This window comes from Myxococcus sp. MISCRS1, from assembly GCF_026626605.1.
Classification (GTDB): Bacteria; Myxococcota; Myxococcia; order Myxococcales; family Myxococcaceae; genus Myxococcus; species Myxococcus fulvus.
The window spans coordinates 7,288,822-7,304,903 of sequence record NZ_JAPNKB010000001.1; the positions used below are offsets into that span (position 1 = coordinate 7,288,822).

A 16,082-nucleotide genomic window follows, 5' to 3' on the forward strand; every position below is an offset into this window, starting at 1 on the left:
CGGTCCGAAGCGAGGGAGTTGGGGGAAGACGGGACGCGAGCCTATGAAGATGCTCGTGCGGTATGGGAGTCGCAGCGAGACGTTGCTCAATCCGAACTCTCCGAAGCATTGACCAGGTCCCATGACGCCCTTGGCGAACGGGCTCCTTGGTGGACGCGATTCTGGCACTCTCCATGGCCGTCGGACTCCGAGAGGAGTGCGCTCGAGAAGTCGCGCGAAGTGTTGCAGGAGGTCCTGCAGCAGCTCCATTCCAAGCGCGACGGAGATGCGGCCACGCGTGCCTATCGCGCGGACGTTCAAGCGTCGATCGAGCGGCGGCTCCACGACCTCGAGAAGCGCATGCAAGGCGGCTACGCACGTGCATGGCTCCTGCTGCGGGACGGAGATCCGCATGATGGAGTTCTTGAGTTGAGGTCGAAGTCCTTGGCCTGGGAGACCCAACTCACTGTCGATGATGTGAGCCAGGTCGCTCGCATCGAGAAGCTCTCCGCCACCGACTTTCAGGAAGGTGTTGTCGGTCAGCCACTTCCGCAGCCCGTCACTGTGCGCGTGACGACCGCCAACGGAGAGCCGGTGTTGGGGGCTCCGGTGACGTTCAAGGGGGGCGCTCCTTCGGTGCCAGGGTTCCTCTCGGTGTCGGGGGGAACGACCCCTGCCACGCAACTCACGGTCCTCACCGATGAGAACGGCCTGGCATCGGTCCGGGTCCTCCCGGATACGAACATCGCCCGGTACTCCTTTCGTCGACAGGGTACGCCCCACATGCAGCGGCTTGGGTACACCCTGGTGACGGCGGAGACCACGAACGGCACCGAGACCTTCGCTCTGTCAACCCCCTTCGGTCATGTCGGTCGGCCCGACGTTCCGGCGGTCATCGATCGCCTGGCGAACCTCAATGACCTGCATGAAACCGCGATTCAGCTTTGGACGCCGCTCTTCGCGCGCATCCTCGATCGCTACGGAAATCCCTGCACGAATCAGAAGGTGTCCTGGACCCAATCGATGACGACGGGGCGCTTCTTCCGGTTTCAGGGGGTGATGAGTCCCCAGGTGCTGGATACCACCAGCCCGCTGCAACTCATGGCGATGGATGACTGGGCAGACATCGATGGTTTGGCGGGGCCCGGCTACATCCCAGGGCCCACCCGCGGGTTCTACTACGTCACCGCGGCCGTGGGCACCCTCAGCAAGACCATCTCGATCAACGTCAATAGCACTGCGACGTATACATACCGGGTCACGAGCAACCACCACTTCAACGGAGCCTACGAAACGACTTCTCCTCTGAAGATGGTCAGCCAGATCCTGCGGAGGCCGCTGAACACTCCGGACTGGGTCCCTGTGACCGGCAATGAGCCCGACCTGCTCGGTGTCATGGTTCGCATCCAGACCTTGGACGAACTGGGAAGTGTCCAGGTGGCATCGGTTGACGTGCCCCCGAGTCAGGTCGGTTCGGATCCATTGGATGACGACAAGACGGTGGTCTTTCGTCAGCGATACCTGCTGCCTGATGGCTGGCAGCGGGTCATCTCGTATGGGTTTGTCTACGAGCGTCGTGCCAACAATCAGATTGAGCAGGTGTGCTGCAACCGTCCGCTCTATGGCGTCAACTCGTCCACGACTCCCTCTCTTGCGTCGCGTCGGGTTCTTCCTGGCGGCCAGGTTGTTCCGACGGGTGGACTGTCGCTGACCTCTGACTCGGGTTTGGGGGCATTGGTGGTGAATCGCACCTCCGACCGAGTCTATGTCCGAGTTTCGGTGCAGCCTCATGCTGCTGGAGACGCTGTGCTGGCTGTCGGGAGTTATGAGCGAGATGCCGACAACGACATCGTGCTGCCCGAGGCGAGCAATTTTCAGTTCATTCTTCCAATCTTGACCGGAACTCAAGGTGGACGGGTTCGCTTCGAGGTCTTCGCGAAGGACTACGTCGGAGTTCAACCCGTGAAGGTCCTGCAGTCCAGCGAGGAGGTCGAAGTCCATCGGCCCGACTCCGACCTCATTGTCGCGGGCCTTCCGCTGGCGGCGAAATGGATGTTGCCCGCCTGGGATTTCGTCTCGGCCCAGAAGCCCGCGCCGGGTCAGCCTCCCGATGAGGATGCACAGTCCCCCATGGCTTTCCCCGCGAAGATGGGGGTGAAGGTCTACATCGATGGGCGCCTCGTGGTTTCTCGGATGGGGACGGAACTGGCCTCGGCGAGGGTGCGCACGAATTTCTCGGGCATCACCGAGGTGATTCCCCTGAGCGGTTCTGTGACCCAGGGGCTCGATGGCTTCGCATGGGTGGATGTGCCTCCGGGCTCGGTGGGGACCGAGGACGTGGATGTCACACTGGTTCCGGAGAACCCCACTCAGGACCCCCTCCACAAAGCCGTGCCGCTGACGACGCTCGTGGGGAGCATGGGCAAGCTTCCCGTCTCCCATACCTTCGTCAAGGGTGTCAGTGTCGTGGATGGGCACCTGGTGCGGCAGGCCACGGACGTCGAGTCTCCGAGCCGAGGTGTCGGGCTGGCGTGGACGCGAACGTACTCCTCGGGTGTGGCCGAGGAGGGGCTGCTGGGGCCGGGCTGGTCTCACGGCTACGAGGGCGCCGTGCTGCCCGTGGGGGGCGGATTCCGCTACGTGGTCGTGGGCGGTGAAGGCAGCGGTCAAACGTTCAACTGCACGGGGGAGGGCGTGGGATGTGTGCCTCAGCGCGGCTTCCACGGAACCTTGCGTGTCGAGGGGATGGGGGCTGGCCGTGAGTTCATCTTCCGCTCGAAGACGGGCGTGGAGTATCGGCATGGCTACTTCGACACCTCGGTGTTCCCGGCCAGGTACCGGCTGACGTCCATCGTCGCTCCGACGGGACACAAGGTCTCGTTGCGCTACGGCGATGCTTCCGTGGACAGGGCGCTGACTCGCATCTACGACGAGTCGAGTGGCCGCTTGCTCCAATTGAGCCATCAGCGGCAGTCGGGCCGCATTCAGCTCCATCGCGTACAGTTGCATCACGCGACCAGCGTGGATGCCACTGCGCTGACCTCGTTGGATGTCTGTGTCCAGTACGAATACGACGACCAGCAGCGGCTGATCGGGGTGGCGCGCTACGACGTGGGCTGCGGGGGGGGGCACGCCGGCCAGGGTGGAGTCATATGCCTACGAGAACGGCGTTGCCGAGCTGGGGCGGACGCGGATGTCTCAATACACGGGGCCGGATGGTCAGGTGGTTCGCTACACCTACCATGATGGCAGCGCCCCGATGGCGGGTGAGAGCGACTACCTGTTCCTGACGAACAAGGACACGCGGGTGAGGGCCGTGCAGGAGACGCTCTCAACGCAGCCGCCGCAGGAGGCCACGACCCTGTTCACGTACAGCATCGTGCCCGAATCGCGGACCGTGCTGGGGCAGTCGCTCACCACCTTCTCCACGGAGGTGAAGGGGCCTCGACCGGAGGTACCCGCGACGCGATATCGGATGATTGCCACGGGTGGTGTCGCGGAGCTGGAGCGGCCGGTGTCCGACGGAGTGGTGGCAACGACGGCTTCGCTGTGGGACCGCCAGCATCGGACGCGAGAAGTGGAGCAAGACGCTCGGGGGCGGGTGACACGCTTTGCCTATGACGAGAAGGGCAACCTGATTGCCCGTCGTATCGAGGGGAGCGCTCTCGCGTCTTCTGCCGGTGTGGCGGCCACGGCGGGCGTGAAGGATGCCCAGGGGCAGGTGGTCTCCGAAGTGGTGGAGAAGTGGGGCTATGACGCGAGCTTCAATGTGCTCGTCTGTCATGTGGATCCAGAGGGGTATGCGACGGTGTCTCGCGTCGACTCCACAGGGGATGCACCCGAGGACCTCCTGCCGTTCGGCACGGGGCGAATCCTGGAGACGCGTCGCTATGTGAATCGGGTTTCGCGTCAGGTCCTGTCCTCCGTAGGGACGTGTGCGGACGCGGTGTCCTCGCTGTCGGAGTCTCCTCAGGATGTGGTGTTGCGGTGGAGGTATTGCGGTGTCGAGAACGCGTCGTGTCCGACACGCGCGCTCACGGGTGACTGGGTCGAATCGGTTGGCGCGGATGGACACGTGGAGCGCGCAACCGCCTACGACGTCTATGGGCAGGTGCAGTCGAAGACGCTCCAGGTGAATGGCGCCTCCACGGTGTCGGTGGACTATTCGCACGACGCCCGGGGTCGCTTGCTGGCGGAGTGGGACGGACTGGGGCGCCATCGGACCCAGGAATGGGATGGGCTTGACCGCGTGGTGCGGGAGGAGCAGCTCAACACCCAGGGACCGGGGACGGTTCGCGCGATGTCGTTCACTCCGGGGGGCGTGCTCTGGCGGGAGGAGATTGGAGAAGACTTTGTCCGGACGCACGATCTGGATGCGGCAGGTCGACGGGTGGTCACGCGGGAGTCCGGTGGTGGGCTGACGGCTCCACTGGAGACCTGGTTCGCCTACGACGAGGCGGGAAATCGCACGTCGGTGACGGACAGACGAGGTGTCCAGACGTCCACGGAGTACGACTTCGCTGACCGTCCGGTGAGGGTCAGGGTGTCGGTCGAGGATGAGCCTCGATTTCTCGCCAATCGAGGGAGTGCCGACGAGGTGGGGCGTACGCGGACGGTGGCTCGGTTCGCTTACGACGCCGTGGGCAACAAGGTGTGGGAGTCGGACCTGTCTGGCCATGACCGGACGTACCTGCTGGATTCGCTCTATCGCGTCATCGAGGAGAAGACGCCCGAGGTGCCGGGGGCGGCGGAGTCCTCGGGGGCGGTGCGTTACACGCTGACGTCCGCGTATGACCTGAAGGGCCAGCGGGTTCGGCAGGTGGATGGGAACGGGCACGCGAGCACGGTCGAATACGACCTGTTGGGGCGTGCGACGGTCCTGACGGATGCGGCCGGGCGCGTGGAGCGCAGGCGCCATGACGGGCGGGGCAATGTGACGGAGGTGCGGTGGGAGGCCGGTGGCGTCCAGCACCGCATGCGAAGCGCGACGTATGATGGTCTGGGCCGCGTGCTCTCGACGGTGGAGACGGTGGCGAAGGAGTCGGGCCAGCACGTCTACACGACCCAGACGGTCCACGACGACGGCGCGCATGTCGAGTGGACGCGCAATGCTCGAGGCTTCCTTCAGGCCAGGTACTTCGATGGATTGGGCCGAGTCATCCAGACGGTGGAGGACGCGAGCGGCGGTCCGTTGTCTCGCCAGCCTGACGTGACTGGGATTGGGCCCGCGCTCAATCTGACGAGCACGGTGGAGTACGACTCCTACGGGCGTGTGGTGGCGCAGGTCGACGCGCTCGGGCGCCGTACAGAGACGGTTCATGATGCCCTGGGGCGTCGGACGATGGTGCTTCGCCCGATGGATGTGTCGGAGTCCCAGACCTTCGACGGCGAAGGAAACATCATTGGCTCGTCGGACCCGCGCGGTCTGGAGCGGCGCTTCAACTTTGATGCTCTGGGACGTGTGCGGACCGAGGAGATCAAGGAGAAGTTCTCCAAACAGAGCATTTGGCTCACTTGGAGTCAGCGGGCCTACCAGGATGTCCCAGGGCTCGACGGTCTTGTCCAAGAGGAGGTGTTGGATGCGCGGAACAATCTGACCGTGCTTCACCGGGATGGACTCAAGCGAGAGGTTCGCCGAATCGACGCGGGAGGGTACGCCTGGGAGACGCGCTTCGACGCGCTCTACAAGCGACAGGAGAAGGACGCGAAGGGGCAGGTGACGCGGTTCTCGTACGATGCTGTGGGGCGATTGGTGAGCCAAACCGATCACGAGTCCGTCGGACAGTCTGCGGCCTACAGCCAGTCCTGGAGCTACAGCGACGCGGAGCGCAAGCAGACGTATGTGAATCGTCGGAACGTGCCCACGGTGAGTCATTCCGATGGCCTTGGTCGCAAGGTTCGCGTGGTCCGAGGGCAAGGGGACGCGGTTGCCGAGGAGTCCTGGAACTATGACGCGGGGAGCAATGTCGTGCGCTCCGTGGATGCGAACGGATACGCGACGGAGCGCCTCCATGACGGCGCGGGGCGTGTGCTCGCTGAGACGACAGGCGCGGGGACTGCGGATTCGGCGACGTCGACATTCCAGTATGACGCTGCTGGGCAGTTGATTGAGAAGAAGGGCCCACGTGTGATCGGGTTCGCCTTCGATATGCGTTACTCCTACGATGACCTGGGTCGTCGGGTTCGTGAGGAGAATGCGCTCAACGAAGTCACCATCCGTACCTTCGATGGGATGGGCAACCTGGAATGCGAGGTGAAGCCTAATGCTCAGCCCACGCTGCCTCATGGTGGCGCAGCAGGCATGAGTATTGACTCGCTGTTCGAGGAATGCCGATCGAGCGTGCCGTCTGCTCTTTTCTCGAGCGACGAGTTCGGAAAGAGGCTGACGGTCTACGACGAGAACTCGCTTGTCCATATTTTCATGTATGATCCCGCGCGAAATCTCATAGCGAAGCAAGATGCCAACGGGCATCTCACGACCTACGAGTATGATGCGCGGAATCTCCGTACGGCAGAGCATCAGCATCTCGACCTCCACAGGCCCATCACGGGAGGTCGTCAGAACGTCATCCCTCTGTTCGAGGCCGGAGCCGCGCCCTTCAGCAATGTGGGAACCCTCACCTGGCGGTACACGTACGATGCGAACGGGAACCTGGCGTCAACGGTTGACCCTAAGGGGCAGCGGACAGTCTACACGCATGGGTTGCTGAATCGGCTGACAGAAAAGGCCTACTCGCAGCATACGTTGCCTCGGGAACTACCCTCGTTGGAGGCCGAGAACTTCCTGTACGACGGCGAAGGCAATACGACGCAGGTGAATCAGCTCAAGAAGACCTCGAATGGCGACGTCAGTGAAGTGACGACGTTTACGTTCGATGCGCTCGACCGGGTCAAGACACGACTGCGCCAGTTCGACGGGAAGCAGATTGCGTATGAGTACGACGCCATGGGGCACCGCACACGTGTGGTGGACCCGGATGGAGTCGCGACAGTGTACGGGTACGATGCGCTGGGGCGGTTGAAGAGCGCGGGGCTGCCTTCGAGCGGAGGTGTGTACTACTACTACTGGCCCGACTCACTGTTGAAGAGGACTGAGTGGTCCAGTGGTGTGACAGAGCACCGCTGCTATGACGTGGCTGGGCGTCTCACCCAGATGTCGGTGGTGCGTGGCTTTGGTAGCGGGAGCTGCTCGTCGGGAACGATCAGTCACTATGCGTATACGTATGACGCGAATGGGAACCGCCTTACACAGGCCGAGTCGCGCCAGTCGCTTCAAACGAACACGAGCGGCCCTGTCGAAGTGACGTCATATGGCTATGACGTCTTGAACCGCCTCACGGGGATTGCAGGGCCTGACGGGAAGACCACGCTCTATCAGTTGGATTTCGTGGGAAACCGCACGGGCGAGCGCGAGGCTCCGACGTCAGCAGTGGCGAGCCTCGGACTCGGGCCCGAGGCATTCGAGTCGGTGCCGGAATCGGCGCTGACTCGGGATGTAGCCACAACGTTCAATCGGGTCGACTGGCCACGCTGGTCCGTGGACTTGAAGAACTCCGCGCTGGATGTCCTGCACGAGTACGACCTGGCGGGCAACCTGGCGAAAATGACAACGCGTCCCGCTGAGGGGCAGATTCCGGACAATGAGCGCACCTTCGCGTGGGACGTCCGGAACACGTTGACGGCGGTGTTCGACAACGGGGTGGAACTCGGGCGATACGACTACGACACGGACCTTCAGCGTATCCGGCGGAAGACGGCTTCCGAGAACGTCGCATACGTCCTGGATGATGGATTCGTGTTGCAGGAGATGGATGGAAGCCAGAGTCCGTGGGCGCCACAGCGCCGTTATCACTATGCAAAGGGACCGCTGGCGGTCAAAGACAGTGATGCTCCGAATGGGATCCCGACTTTCTTGCTCTCAGATGTTTTGGGTAGTGTGACAGATGGCATCTCTGCCAGAACGGGCGGCTTCGTTACGGAGGTCCGACGGTACGACGCGTGGGGTAATTACCGGGGGGATTCGACGCCCACGGCCGGTGAGTTCAAACTTGGCTTCACGGGACATCAGTACGACGTGGAGACGGGGCTTACCTATGCCCGGGCCCGGTACTACAACGGCAAGGTGGGGCGGTTCATTAGTCGAGATAGTTTTGAGGGTGATGTGGGCGATGCTCCGAGTCTGCACCGGCACGTGTACGCCCGTGCAAACCCTTTGGGCTACGTTGACCTGAATGGGCATGAGGCGACGTCGTTGACGGACTTCGGTAAGCAAGCCCAAGGGCAGTTCTACAGTGCCGAACTTGCGCAGCTTAGCGATGAGCAACTCGTAGATATGCTGCACGAGAGTTCTCAGGTGTACAGAGGGGCTTCTGCTTCATCGAAACTGCAGGAACTTGTTCAAGATCGTGGGCAGCTAGAATCTACGGTTTGTTTTTGGCTTGCGTGCAACACCAGTGCGACGGAGTGGCGTGTTGAACAGGCGCGGCGTGCTCTTGGAAATGCTGGAAGTCGGACGAGTAAGTACTTGTCTGGGCTGCCAATTGTCCGAAAGCTAAGGTCTGCTGGAAGCCAGGTGGAAGAAGTCGTTGAATCTTTCAAACAGAGCGCTGGTGAGACTGCTGGGTTTGCTGTCACTGACGCCATTGCCTCAAAGCAGGCCTCTCGCATTGGAGATAGGTTTGCGAGCGCAATGGGGGAGGCAGCTGAACTTGAGGCTCAGTTTGCTCTGTCTGCCGGAGAGGAGTACGTTAAAGGGAAGGCCCTGGAGGGAATGCTAGCCGGTGGCTCTGCCTTATTGACGCCACTTACGTCGAAGCCCAAACCGATTGCTGTGGGACTTTCGAAGTCGCTCAACCATAATCCAGGTCTAGTTGGCCGATTTGCTGATAAAGTGGGGGCGACGACTTACTGGGATGAGTATCCGGGGGCGCTGCCTCCTGAAGGGGAGATTGTTCAGCGAATGGTTTCTCAATTCGAGAAAAGAGATATCAAAGTGAATCTCAGTGGGCTTGAGCAGTTTCCTGTGGGGGGCATGAAGGGGAAATTGCCGCGAAAGGAAGATGTTGAGCGCGGGTTGTCCGCGGTGCTTCGGGAGCGGTATAAGGCTATTACGGAGGTTGAGATATCGCATGTCCTCTTGAATCAGACGTTTTTTGATAGGGCGGAGTTTTATCTTCACGGGCGCAAGGTGACCGGTCTCGATCGGAGTGCTATTCTTGAGGGGATGAAATGACGGTGGATTTGTGCAGAATAGGGCGACAGTTGGAGGAAGTTGGGGTTGTTAATGTTTATCTCTCTGAGTATCGAATTGTTCATGGTTATGCTCATCTTCTCCTTACTGGAGAGTCTGTTCATGATGTGAGGGCGCATGTCTATCTCCGCGATTGTAGTTTTATAAGTGGTATGACGCTGGTGGCCAACAGGAGGGTGCTCCTTCGCGATGAAGGGGATGCGGGGGCGAATGTGCTGGTTTTTTCGACGCTTCCTGAGGGTCTTACCCTGAGGTTTGTGGGAATTTCAGTCGAATATCCAGGCGCGTGAATCTGGGGGGGGGAGTGCGTGAGGTGGTGAATGAGACAGGATGTGGTGATTCGTGTGCTTGTGGTTCAGGGGTCGCGCATCCTGTTTCGTTTGTCTGTTGGTTTTGGGGCGTGTTTGTTGTTGGTGATTTGATGGGGCACTGATGAGTCGTATTGTGGTAATGAGTGTTTGCGTAGGAAGGTAGTTTTTACGAGTGTTCTGAATAGACTGATGCGATTCCGCGCAGCGTGAGCATCGGAGACGCTGCTGTCATACCTCACGTGGCCATTTAGGTCGTCGAGAAGGTTGAGGTTTGTTGGAAAAGCGCTGGATTTCTTCTGATGCTGTCTCTAGTGCTACCCGGTCACATGCGCGACGGCCCACGCGGAGCCGCGCGAGCGCGGAGCGGGCGCAAGCATAGAGGACAGTGGCCGATGCGGCGCAGCAGCAAGAGTTGGAGTTGCCGCCGCACCTGGGGCAGTGTCCATCGCAGCTTCCTCCGCGGGGAAAGCGCCCGACGCAGAGCGAGGAAGCCATGGGCCACCATGCAGAGCGTGGCGTGGTGATGGAAGCCTCGCCAGCTTCTGCCCTCGAAGTGGTCCAGGCCGACCTCGCCCTTCATCTCCTGGTAGTCGCGCTCCACCCGCCAGCGCAGCCTGGCCATGCGCACCAACTCCTTCAGCAGGGTGTCCTCCGGCAGCGAGGAGAGGTAGTACTTCGTCGGGCCTGCCTCCCCTCGCGGCCACTCCACCAGCAACCAGACTTCCTCGCTGGGCGCTGCCCGCTCCATATGTCGCTCCGCGGTGCGTACGCGCAGCGCGGCGAATCGCGACGACTGCACGCCCCGGCTGCCCTGCCGCCACTGCACGCGGTGGAATGCGGACCGAGGCAGTTGCGCCGCCAGTTGAGCGATGAGCACTGGGCGCTGCCCGTTGGCATCGAAGTAGCGCGTCCGAGGGCGGCCCCTCTGGTGCGGCACCCGCTGGGGCGCCTGCGGCTGGGCGTCAGGGGCCCAGACGTTGGTTTTCGACGAGACGCCCACCCAGCTCATTGGCGAAGTGCGCGCGCCACTGCCCGCCGAGCGTGGCAAGTCATGCCGCTACGATTACGAGTACCAGCGCAACGGCACCGCCAACCTCTTCGTCTTTCTGGATGCGCACCGCCCCTGGCGCCACGTCGAGGTCACCGACCACCGAGCCGCCAAGGACTTCGCTGCGCGCATGCGCGAGCTGGTGGACGTGCACTACCCCCAGGCAGACACCATCCGAGTGGTGCTCGACAACCTCTCCACGCACAGCCCGGGCGCTCTCTACGAAGCCTTCCCGCCCCAGGAGGCCCGCAGGATTCTGAAGCGGCTGGAGTTCCACTTCGTCCCCAAGCACGCCAGCTGGCTGAACATGGTGGAAATCGAAATCGGCGTGCTCAACCGCCAATGTCTCGACAGACGCATTCCCGATAAAGCTGCTCTCAAGCGGGAGGTGGCTCGCTGGACGCGGACGCGAAACAAGGAGGGTGCTCGCATCCGCTGGCGCTTCACTGTCGAGAGCGCCCGCGCCAAGCTTGGGCGGGCGTATCCCCAGGCTCAGGCGGCGGTCGCTGCTGCCGCCTGAACCCTTCAAGGCCTCTGTGTCGAGGTACTAGCTTCAGTGAGTTGGCTCGATTCCCATCGAGGGCAGGGGCGTGGAGCCCAGGACCTTGGGGCGAACGGCGAGCAGCCGGAGGCCGTTCGCCACGACGAGCAGGGTGCTGCCTTCGTGCAGCACCACCGCGGAGCTGATGCTCGTCAGCCCGAAGATGGAGGCGACGATGAGCACCGCGCTGATACCCAGTGAGATGACCAGGTTCTGCTTCATCACCGAGGTCGCCTGACGGGCGAGGCTCAGCGCGAAGGGCAGGCGGGACAGGTCATCGCTCATCAGCACCACGTCCGCCGTCTCCAGTGCCGCGTCGGAGCCTGCACCACCCATCGCCACACCCACCGAAGCTGCTGCCAGCGCGGGCGCGTCGTTCACGCCGTCGCCCACCATCGCGACGGAGCCCGTACGCCCCATTTCACGGACTGCTATGACCTTGTCAGCGGGCATCAGCGGTGCCCGGGCCTCGTCGAGCCCCACTTGCTCCGCGATGGACTTCGCCACCCTTGAGTTGTCTCCCGACAGCATCACCGTGCGACTGATGCCCTGCTGCTTGAGGGTGGAAATGACGTGCCGTGCTCCGGCTCGCACCGTGTCCGCCACCCCGAGCACGCCGAGGTATCGGCTCGCCTTGCGCACCACCATCGTCGTCTGGCCTGCCTCCTCCAGTCGGTCCACCCATGTCTGGATTTCCGCGGGCACGGCGCCCCCCGCGAACAGCGCGAGGCTGCCCACGTCTACCCAATCCGTGTCGATCCGCGCTCGCAAGCCCTTTCCGTGGATGGCCTCCATGTCACTGCCTGCCGGTGGCTTGATGTTTCGTGAGGCCGCTGCTTCCACCACCGCGTGCGCCAGGGGATGTGCTGAGAGGGCTTCCACCGCCGCCGCCGTGCCGAGCAGTTCTTCCTCCGTCACTCCGGCCACGGGCGCCGTACTCAGCAGTTTCGGCTTGCCCATTGTCAGCGTGCCCGTCTTGTCGAACGCGATGGCGTTCACCTTGCCGAGCAGCTCCAGGTAGATGCCTCCCTTGATGAGCACACCGCCTCGCGCCGCGGCCGCCACCGCGGACAGCACCGCCGATGGGGTCGAGATGGCCAATGCACACGGCGATGCGGCGACCAGCAGGGACACCGCGCGGAGGATGGCTTCCTTCAGCGGTGTGCCCAGCACCACCAGCACCACCGGGAACACCACCGCGCCAATCATCACCAGCGGCGCGACGGTGCGCTCCAGTCGCTGCGCGAAGCGCTGATTCGGCCCCTTCTGCGCCTCGGCCTCCGCCACCATGTCCACCACTCGCGCTAGCACGGACTCCGAGGACAGCCGGGTGACCTCCACCTCCAGCAGGGCCTCGCAGTTCACCGTGCCCGAGAACACCTCGTCCCCTGGCACCTTGGCGACTGGCATCGACTCGCCCGTGATGGCGGCCTGTTCCAGTGAGCTCTTTCCCTCCCGAATGATGCCGTCCAGTGGCACCCGGTCTCCCGGGCGCACCACGACGCGGTCTCCTCGCTGCACCTGCGCCACGGGGACTTCGACCAGCTCCGCGCCTCGGCGCACTCGCGCGACTTCGGGCCGCAGGGCTCCAAGTGACTCGATGGAGCGTCGCGCCCGGTCCATCGCCCTGTGCTCCAATGCGTGGCCCGCGCTGAAGAGGAAGAGCAGGAATGCTCCCTCGAACCAGGAGCCCAACACCGCCGCTCCCAGCGCCGCCACCACCATCATCGTCTCGATGTCGATGCGCAACTGGAGCAGCGACTTCACCGAGCCTCGGATGGCGAAGAACCCGCCGCTCAGGATGGACAGGGCCCACAGCACCGTTGGCACCAGTTCGGGCACAGGGGCGAAGCGTCCGAGCAACCAGCCCGCGACCAGCAGCACTCCCGAGGCCACCACCAGCGGCATCTCAAGGAGCGGCGCCAGTCCACCTCCGTGCGCGTGGTGTGAGCACGCGTGCCCGTGGCTCGGCACCTCCAGCGTGTAGCCCAAGGACTTCGCCCGGGACTCGATGTCCTTCGGCGAGACCTCTTCGCTGTCGTACTCGACGACGAGCCGCTCGCTCGCGTACGCCACGTTCGCGGACAGCACACCCTTCACCTTGGTGAGCCCGTGCTCGATGGTCGTGGCCGAGTCCGCCGAGCTCATCCCTCTCACGAACCAGGTGTGGTCCTTGTACCGCTTCGCCACCTGCGCGCTCGTGCGCTGTGCCGTCGCGAGCAGGGCTGTCGAATTCACCAGCTTCGGATTGTAGTGGAGGCAGACCTCCGCGTAGCCCTGGTCGCGGCGGATGTGCACATCGAGGATGCCGTGATGCGCCTCCAGCGCCTCTTCCAGCTTCTGGAAGCGACCTTGGTCGTTCATCTCTCCCGGCAGCGCCCCCTCTAGGTCTAGCTGGAGCGCGACGCCACCACCCTCCGCCGCGCGATAGCCCGGGGGGCGGATCTTCTTCGGCTTCGGGTGGTGGTGATGATGCCCGTCACCGTGGTCGTGGTCGCACGCGGCGCCGTCCGCGTGTGCGTGGCTGTCGCCGTGCGCGTGGTTGTCCCCGCCGTGCGCGTGGTCGCAGTCCGGGCCGTGTTGATGCTTGTTCCCGTGCGTGTGTGCCGGACCGTCGCAGTGCTGGCTGACCGCCCCATGCTGGTGGCCATGGTCATGCGTGCAGCCTGCGCCATGCTCGTGCCCTCCTTGTGCAGGGCCATGGTCATGAGTGCAGCCAGGGCCATGTTCATGGGCGGGAGCGTGGTCATGCGTACATCCGGGCCCGTGGACGTGCTTCCCCGGGTCCTTCGTCCCCACGAGCTTCAGCGACTTGAACACGGGCTTCGCGGCGGGCCTGCCCACCGCGCGGGACGGTGCGTCGCCATGTCCGGCGTCGTGCTCGCAGCCCGGACCGTGGACGTGCTCGCTTGTCTCACCGCTCTTCTTCTGCTCGGACATGGCGTGTTCTTCCTGAACCGTGAATCCTGAAACCTGAAGCTCGAAACCCTAGTGACGATGACCACCGTGCTTGCGCCGGGGAGCCGGCTCGGGCGCTCGCGTCGGCTCGGGCGCCGCTTCCTCCTCGTCCCCGTGCTCCTCCGGAATCGGCTGCGTGAAGCGCTGTCCCGCGACCTCCAGGGTGAACGCCTTGCACTCCGCTGGCACGTCGAACTCGAGCACCGCCGGCAGCCGTCCCTCGTACGACTTCAGCGTGCGGCCCTGCTCGTCGTACACCGTGCCGCCCGCGGCCACCGTCATCGTCTCGTCCACCAGCACCGCCACCAGCTCCGCCATCTCCTCCATGCGGTCCGCGATGCGGTGACACCACAGATGGCCCACGCCCGGGTACGTCTCGTGGGAGATCTCCTCCATCTGCTCCTCGTCCACCTGGTCGCCCACTCCCACGAAGACGAAGCTCATCCTCGGCAGGCGACCCGCGGCAATTTCCTTCGCCACCTGCGTCGCATACGCCCGCACGTCGTCCCCGTCCGAGAGCTGCGAGTCCGTGATGATGACCGCCAGCCCCCGCCGCGCCCCCTTCGCCACCTGCTGCTTCATGTGCGCGACGAAGTCCCGCAGCACCGGCAGCATCACCGTCGCCTTGCCGTAGGCGCGCGGCCCCGGGAAGCGGAAGTCCTTCGCCTGCACCGCCGACAACAGCCCCACCTCCTCCAGCTGGCTGCCGTCCCCCGTGGCCCAGTACGCCACGCGCACCTGTCCGTCGCGGTCCTTGCTCGCCAGGTACTCCAGCATCCACCGCATCTGCGGCTCGACCAGGTTCTTCACCGGCGCCAGCTTCGCCAGCACACCCCGAGGACCGTACTCGTCCTCCATGCTCGCCGAGCCATCCATGTAGAGGGCCACGTCCAGCCCCTCCACCGTGGGGTCATGCAGCAGCGTGGCCACCACCTTGTTCCCCATCCGATGCACGTCCGAGAACGGACGCACCACCACCTCGTGCCCGGCCATCAGTGGTGGTCCTCGTCCTCGTGGTGGTCCTCGTCCGGCAACGGCTGCGTGAAGCGCTGGCCATTCACCTCCAGCGTGAAGCTCTCCGCGCCCTCCGGCACGTCGAACTCCAGCACCGCCGGCAACCGGCCCTCGTACGTCTTCAGCACCCGGCCCTGGTCGTCGTACACCGTGCCGCCCGCGGCCACCGTCATGTTCTCGTCCACCAGCACCGCGACCAGCTCCGCGACCTGGCCAATCTCCTCGGCGATGCGGTGGCACCACAGGTGCCCCACGCCCGGGTACTCCAGATGGGCAATCCGCTCGAGCTGCTCCTCGTCCACGCCGTCCCCCACGCCCACCAGCACGAAGTTCATCCGGGGCAGTCGCCCCGCGACGATGTCCTTCGCCACCTGCGCGGAGAAGCGCTCCACTTCCTCCGCGTCATGCAGCTTGCCGTCCGTGACGATGACCGCACAGCCGCGCCGCGCCCCGTGCTGCACCTGCTCGCGCAAATAGCGCACGTAGTCCTTCAGCGCCGGCGTCATGAAGGTGTGCCCACCGGGCTTCTTCGCGCCCGGGAACCGGTACTGCTGGACGTCCACGCCCTTGAGCTCGCCCACCACCTCCACGTCCTTGCCCGACGCGCCCGCCGCCCAGTACGCGACGCGCAAGAGGCCGTTGCGGTCCTTCGTGGCCAGGTACTCCAGCATCCACCGGACCTGCGGCTCCACCTGGTTGGCCGGGTCCTTCAGCGGCGCGTCTTGCAGCCACTCCAGGAAGGAGCGCCTGGGGCGCTCGTACTTGTACTCGTCCTCCATGCTGCCGGACGCGTCCATGTAGATGGCGACGTCCAGACCCTCCACCGTCGGGTCGTGCAGCAACACCGCGCGGACCTTCCCCTCTTCGACATGGAGATCCGAAAACGGCTCGACCGGCTTCTCGTGACCCATCGTTCCCCCTGCTGGATGCGCCGAACGCTATCACCTTCCAAAGGGCCGGAAGGTCCAGCGCAAGCGGGGG

At 63.8% G+C, this 16,082-nt stretch carries 5 protein-coding genes and 2 pseudogenes; 3 read left to right on the plus strand and 4 right to left on the minus strand.

Annotated elements, in window-relative coordinates; translation table 11 throughout:
- Positions 1 to 219 precede the first annotated feature (219 nt).
- The gene (locus tag OWM54_RS29005; protein ID WP_267699608.1) at positions 220 to 3,225 is read left to right on the plus strand and encodes a DUF6531 domain-containing protein; all 3,006 of its coding nucleotides are present in this window, start codon (positions 220 to 222) and stop codon (positions 3,223 to 3,225) included.
- Positions 3,173 to 9,211 carry an RHS repeat-associated core domain-containing protein gene (locus tag OWM54_RS29010; RefSeq protein ID WP_267699609.1) on the plus strand — a complete coding sequence of 2,013 codons (6,039 nt, stop codon included), beginning with the start codon at positions 3,173 to 3,175 and terminating at the stop codon, positions 9,209 to 9,211. Before OWM54_RS29005 ends, OWM54_RS29010 begins: the two co-directional genes overlap by 53 nt.
- A gap of 643 nt (positions 9,212 to 9,854) precedes the next feature.
- Here the strand turns inward: OWM54_RS29010 and OWM54_RS43275 are convergent.
- Positions 9,855 to 10,540 (minus strand): annotated as a pseudogene (locus OWM54_RS43275) (IS701 family transposase); the annotation flags it as partial.
- Here OWM54_RS43275 and OWM54_RS29025 point away from each other — a divergent pair.
- Positions 10,524 to 11,108 (plus strand): annotated as a pseudogene (locus tag OWM54_RS29025) (IS630 family transposase); the annotation flags it as partial. The pseudogenes OWM54_RS43275 and OWM54_RS29025 overlap by 17 nt on opposite strands.
- A 33-nt stretch (positions 11,109 to 11,141) precedes the next feature.
- Here OWM54_RS29025 and OWM54_RS29030 read toward each other — a convergent pair.
- The 3 genes from OWM54_RS29030 to OWM54_RS29040 are packed head-to-tail and all read right to left on the minus strand — an operon-like array spanning position 11,142 to position 16,012.
- Positions 11,142 to 14,069: a heavy metal translocating P-type ATPase gene (locus tag OWM54_RS29030; RefSeq protein ID WP_267699610.1), complete on the minus strand. Its 2,928-nt coding sequence runs from the start codon at positions 14,067 to 14,069 to the stop codon at positions 11,142 to 11,144.
- 48 nt (positions 14,070 to 14,117) lie between these two features.
- Positions 14,118 to 15,080 carry a vWA domain-containing protein gene (locus OWM54_RS29035; RefSeq protein ID WP_267699611.1) on the minus strand — a complete coding sequence of 321 codons (963 nt, stop codon included), beginning with the start codon at positions 15,078 to 15,080 and terminating at the stop codon, positions 14,118 to 14,120.
- Positions 15,080 to 16,012 (minus strand): vWA domain-containing protein, encoded by a 933-nt coding sequence (locus OWM54_RS29040; RefSeq protein ID WP_267699612.1) that lies wholly within the window; start codon positions 16,010 to 16,012, stop codon positions 15,080 to 15,082. Before OWM54_RS29040 ends, OWM54_RS29035 begins: the two co-directional genes overlap by 1 nt.
- Between the last annotated feature and the right edge of the window lie 70 nt (positions 16,013 to 16,082).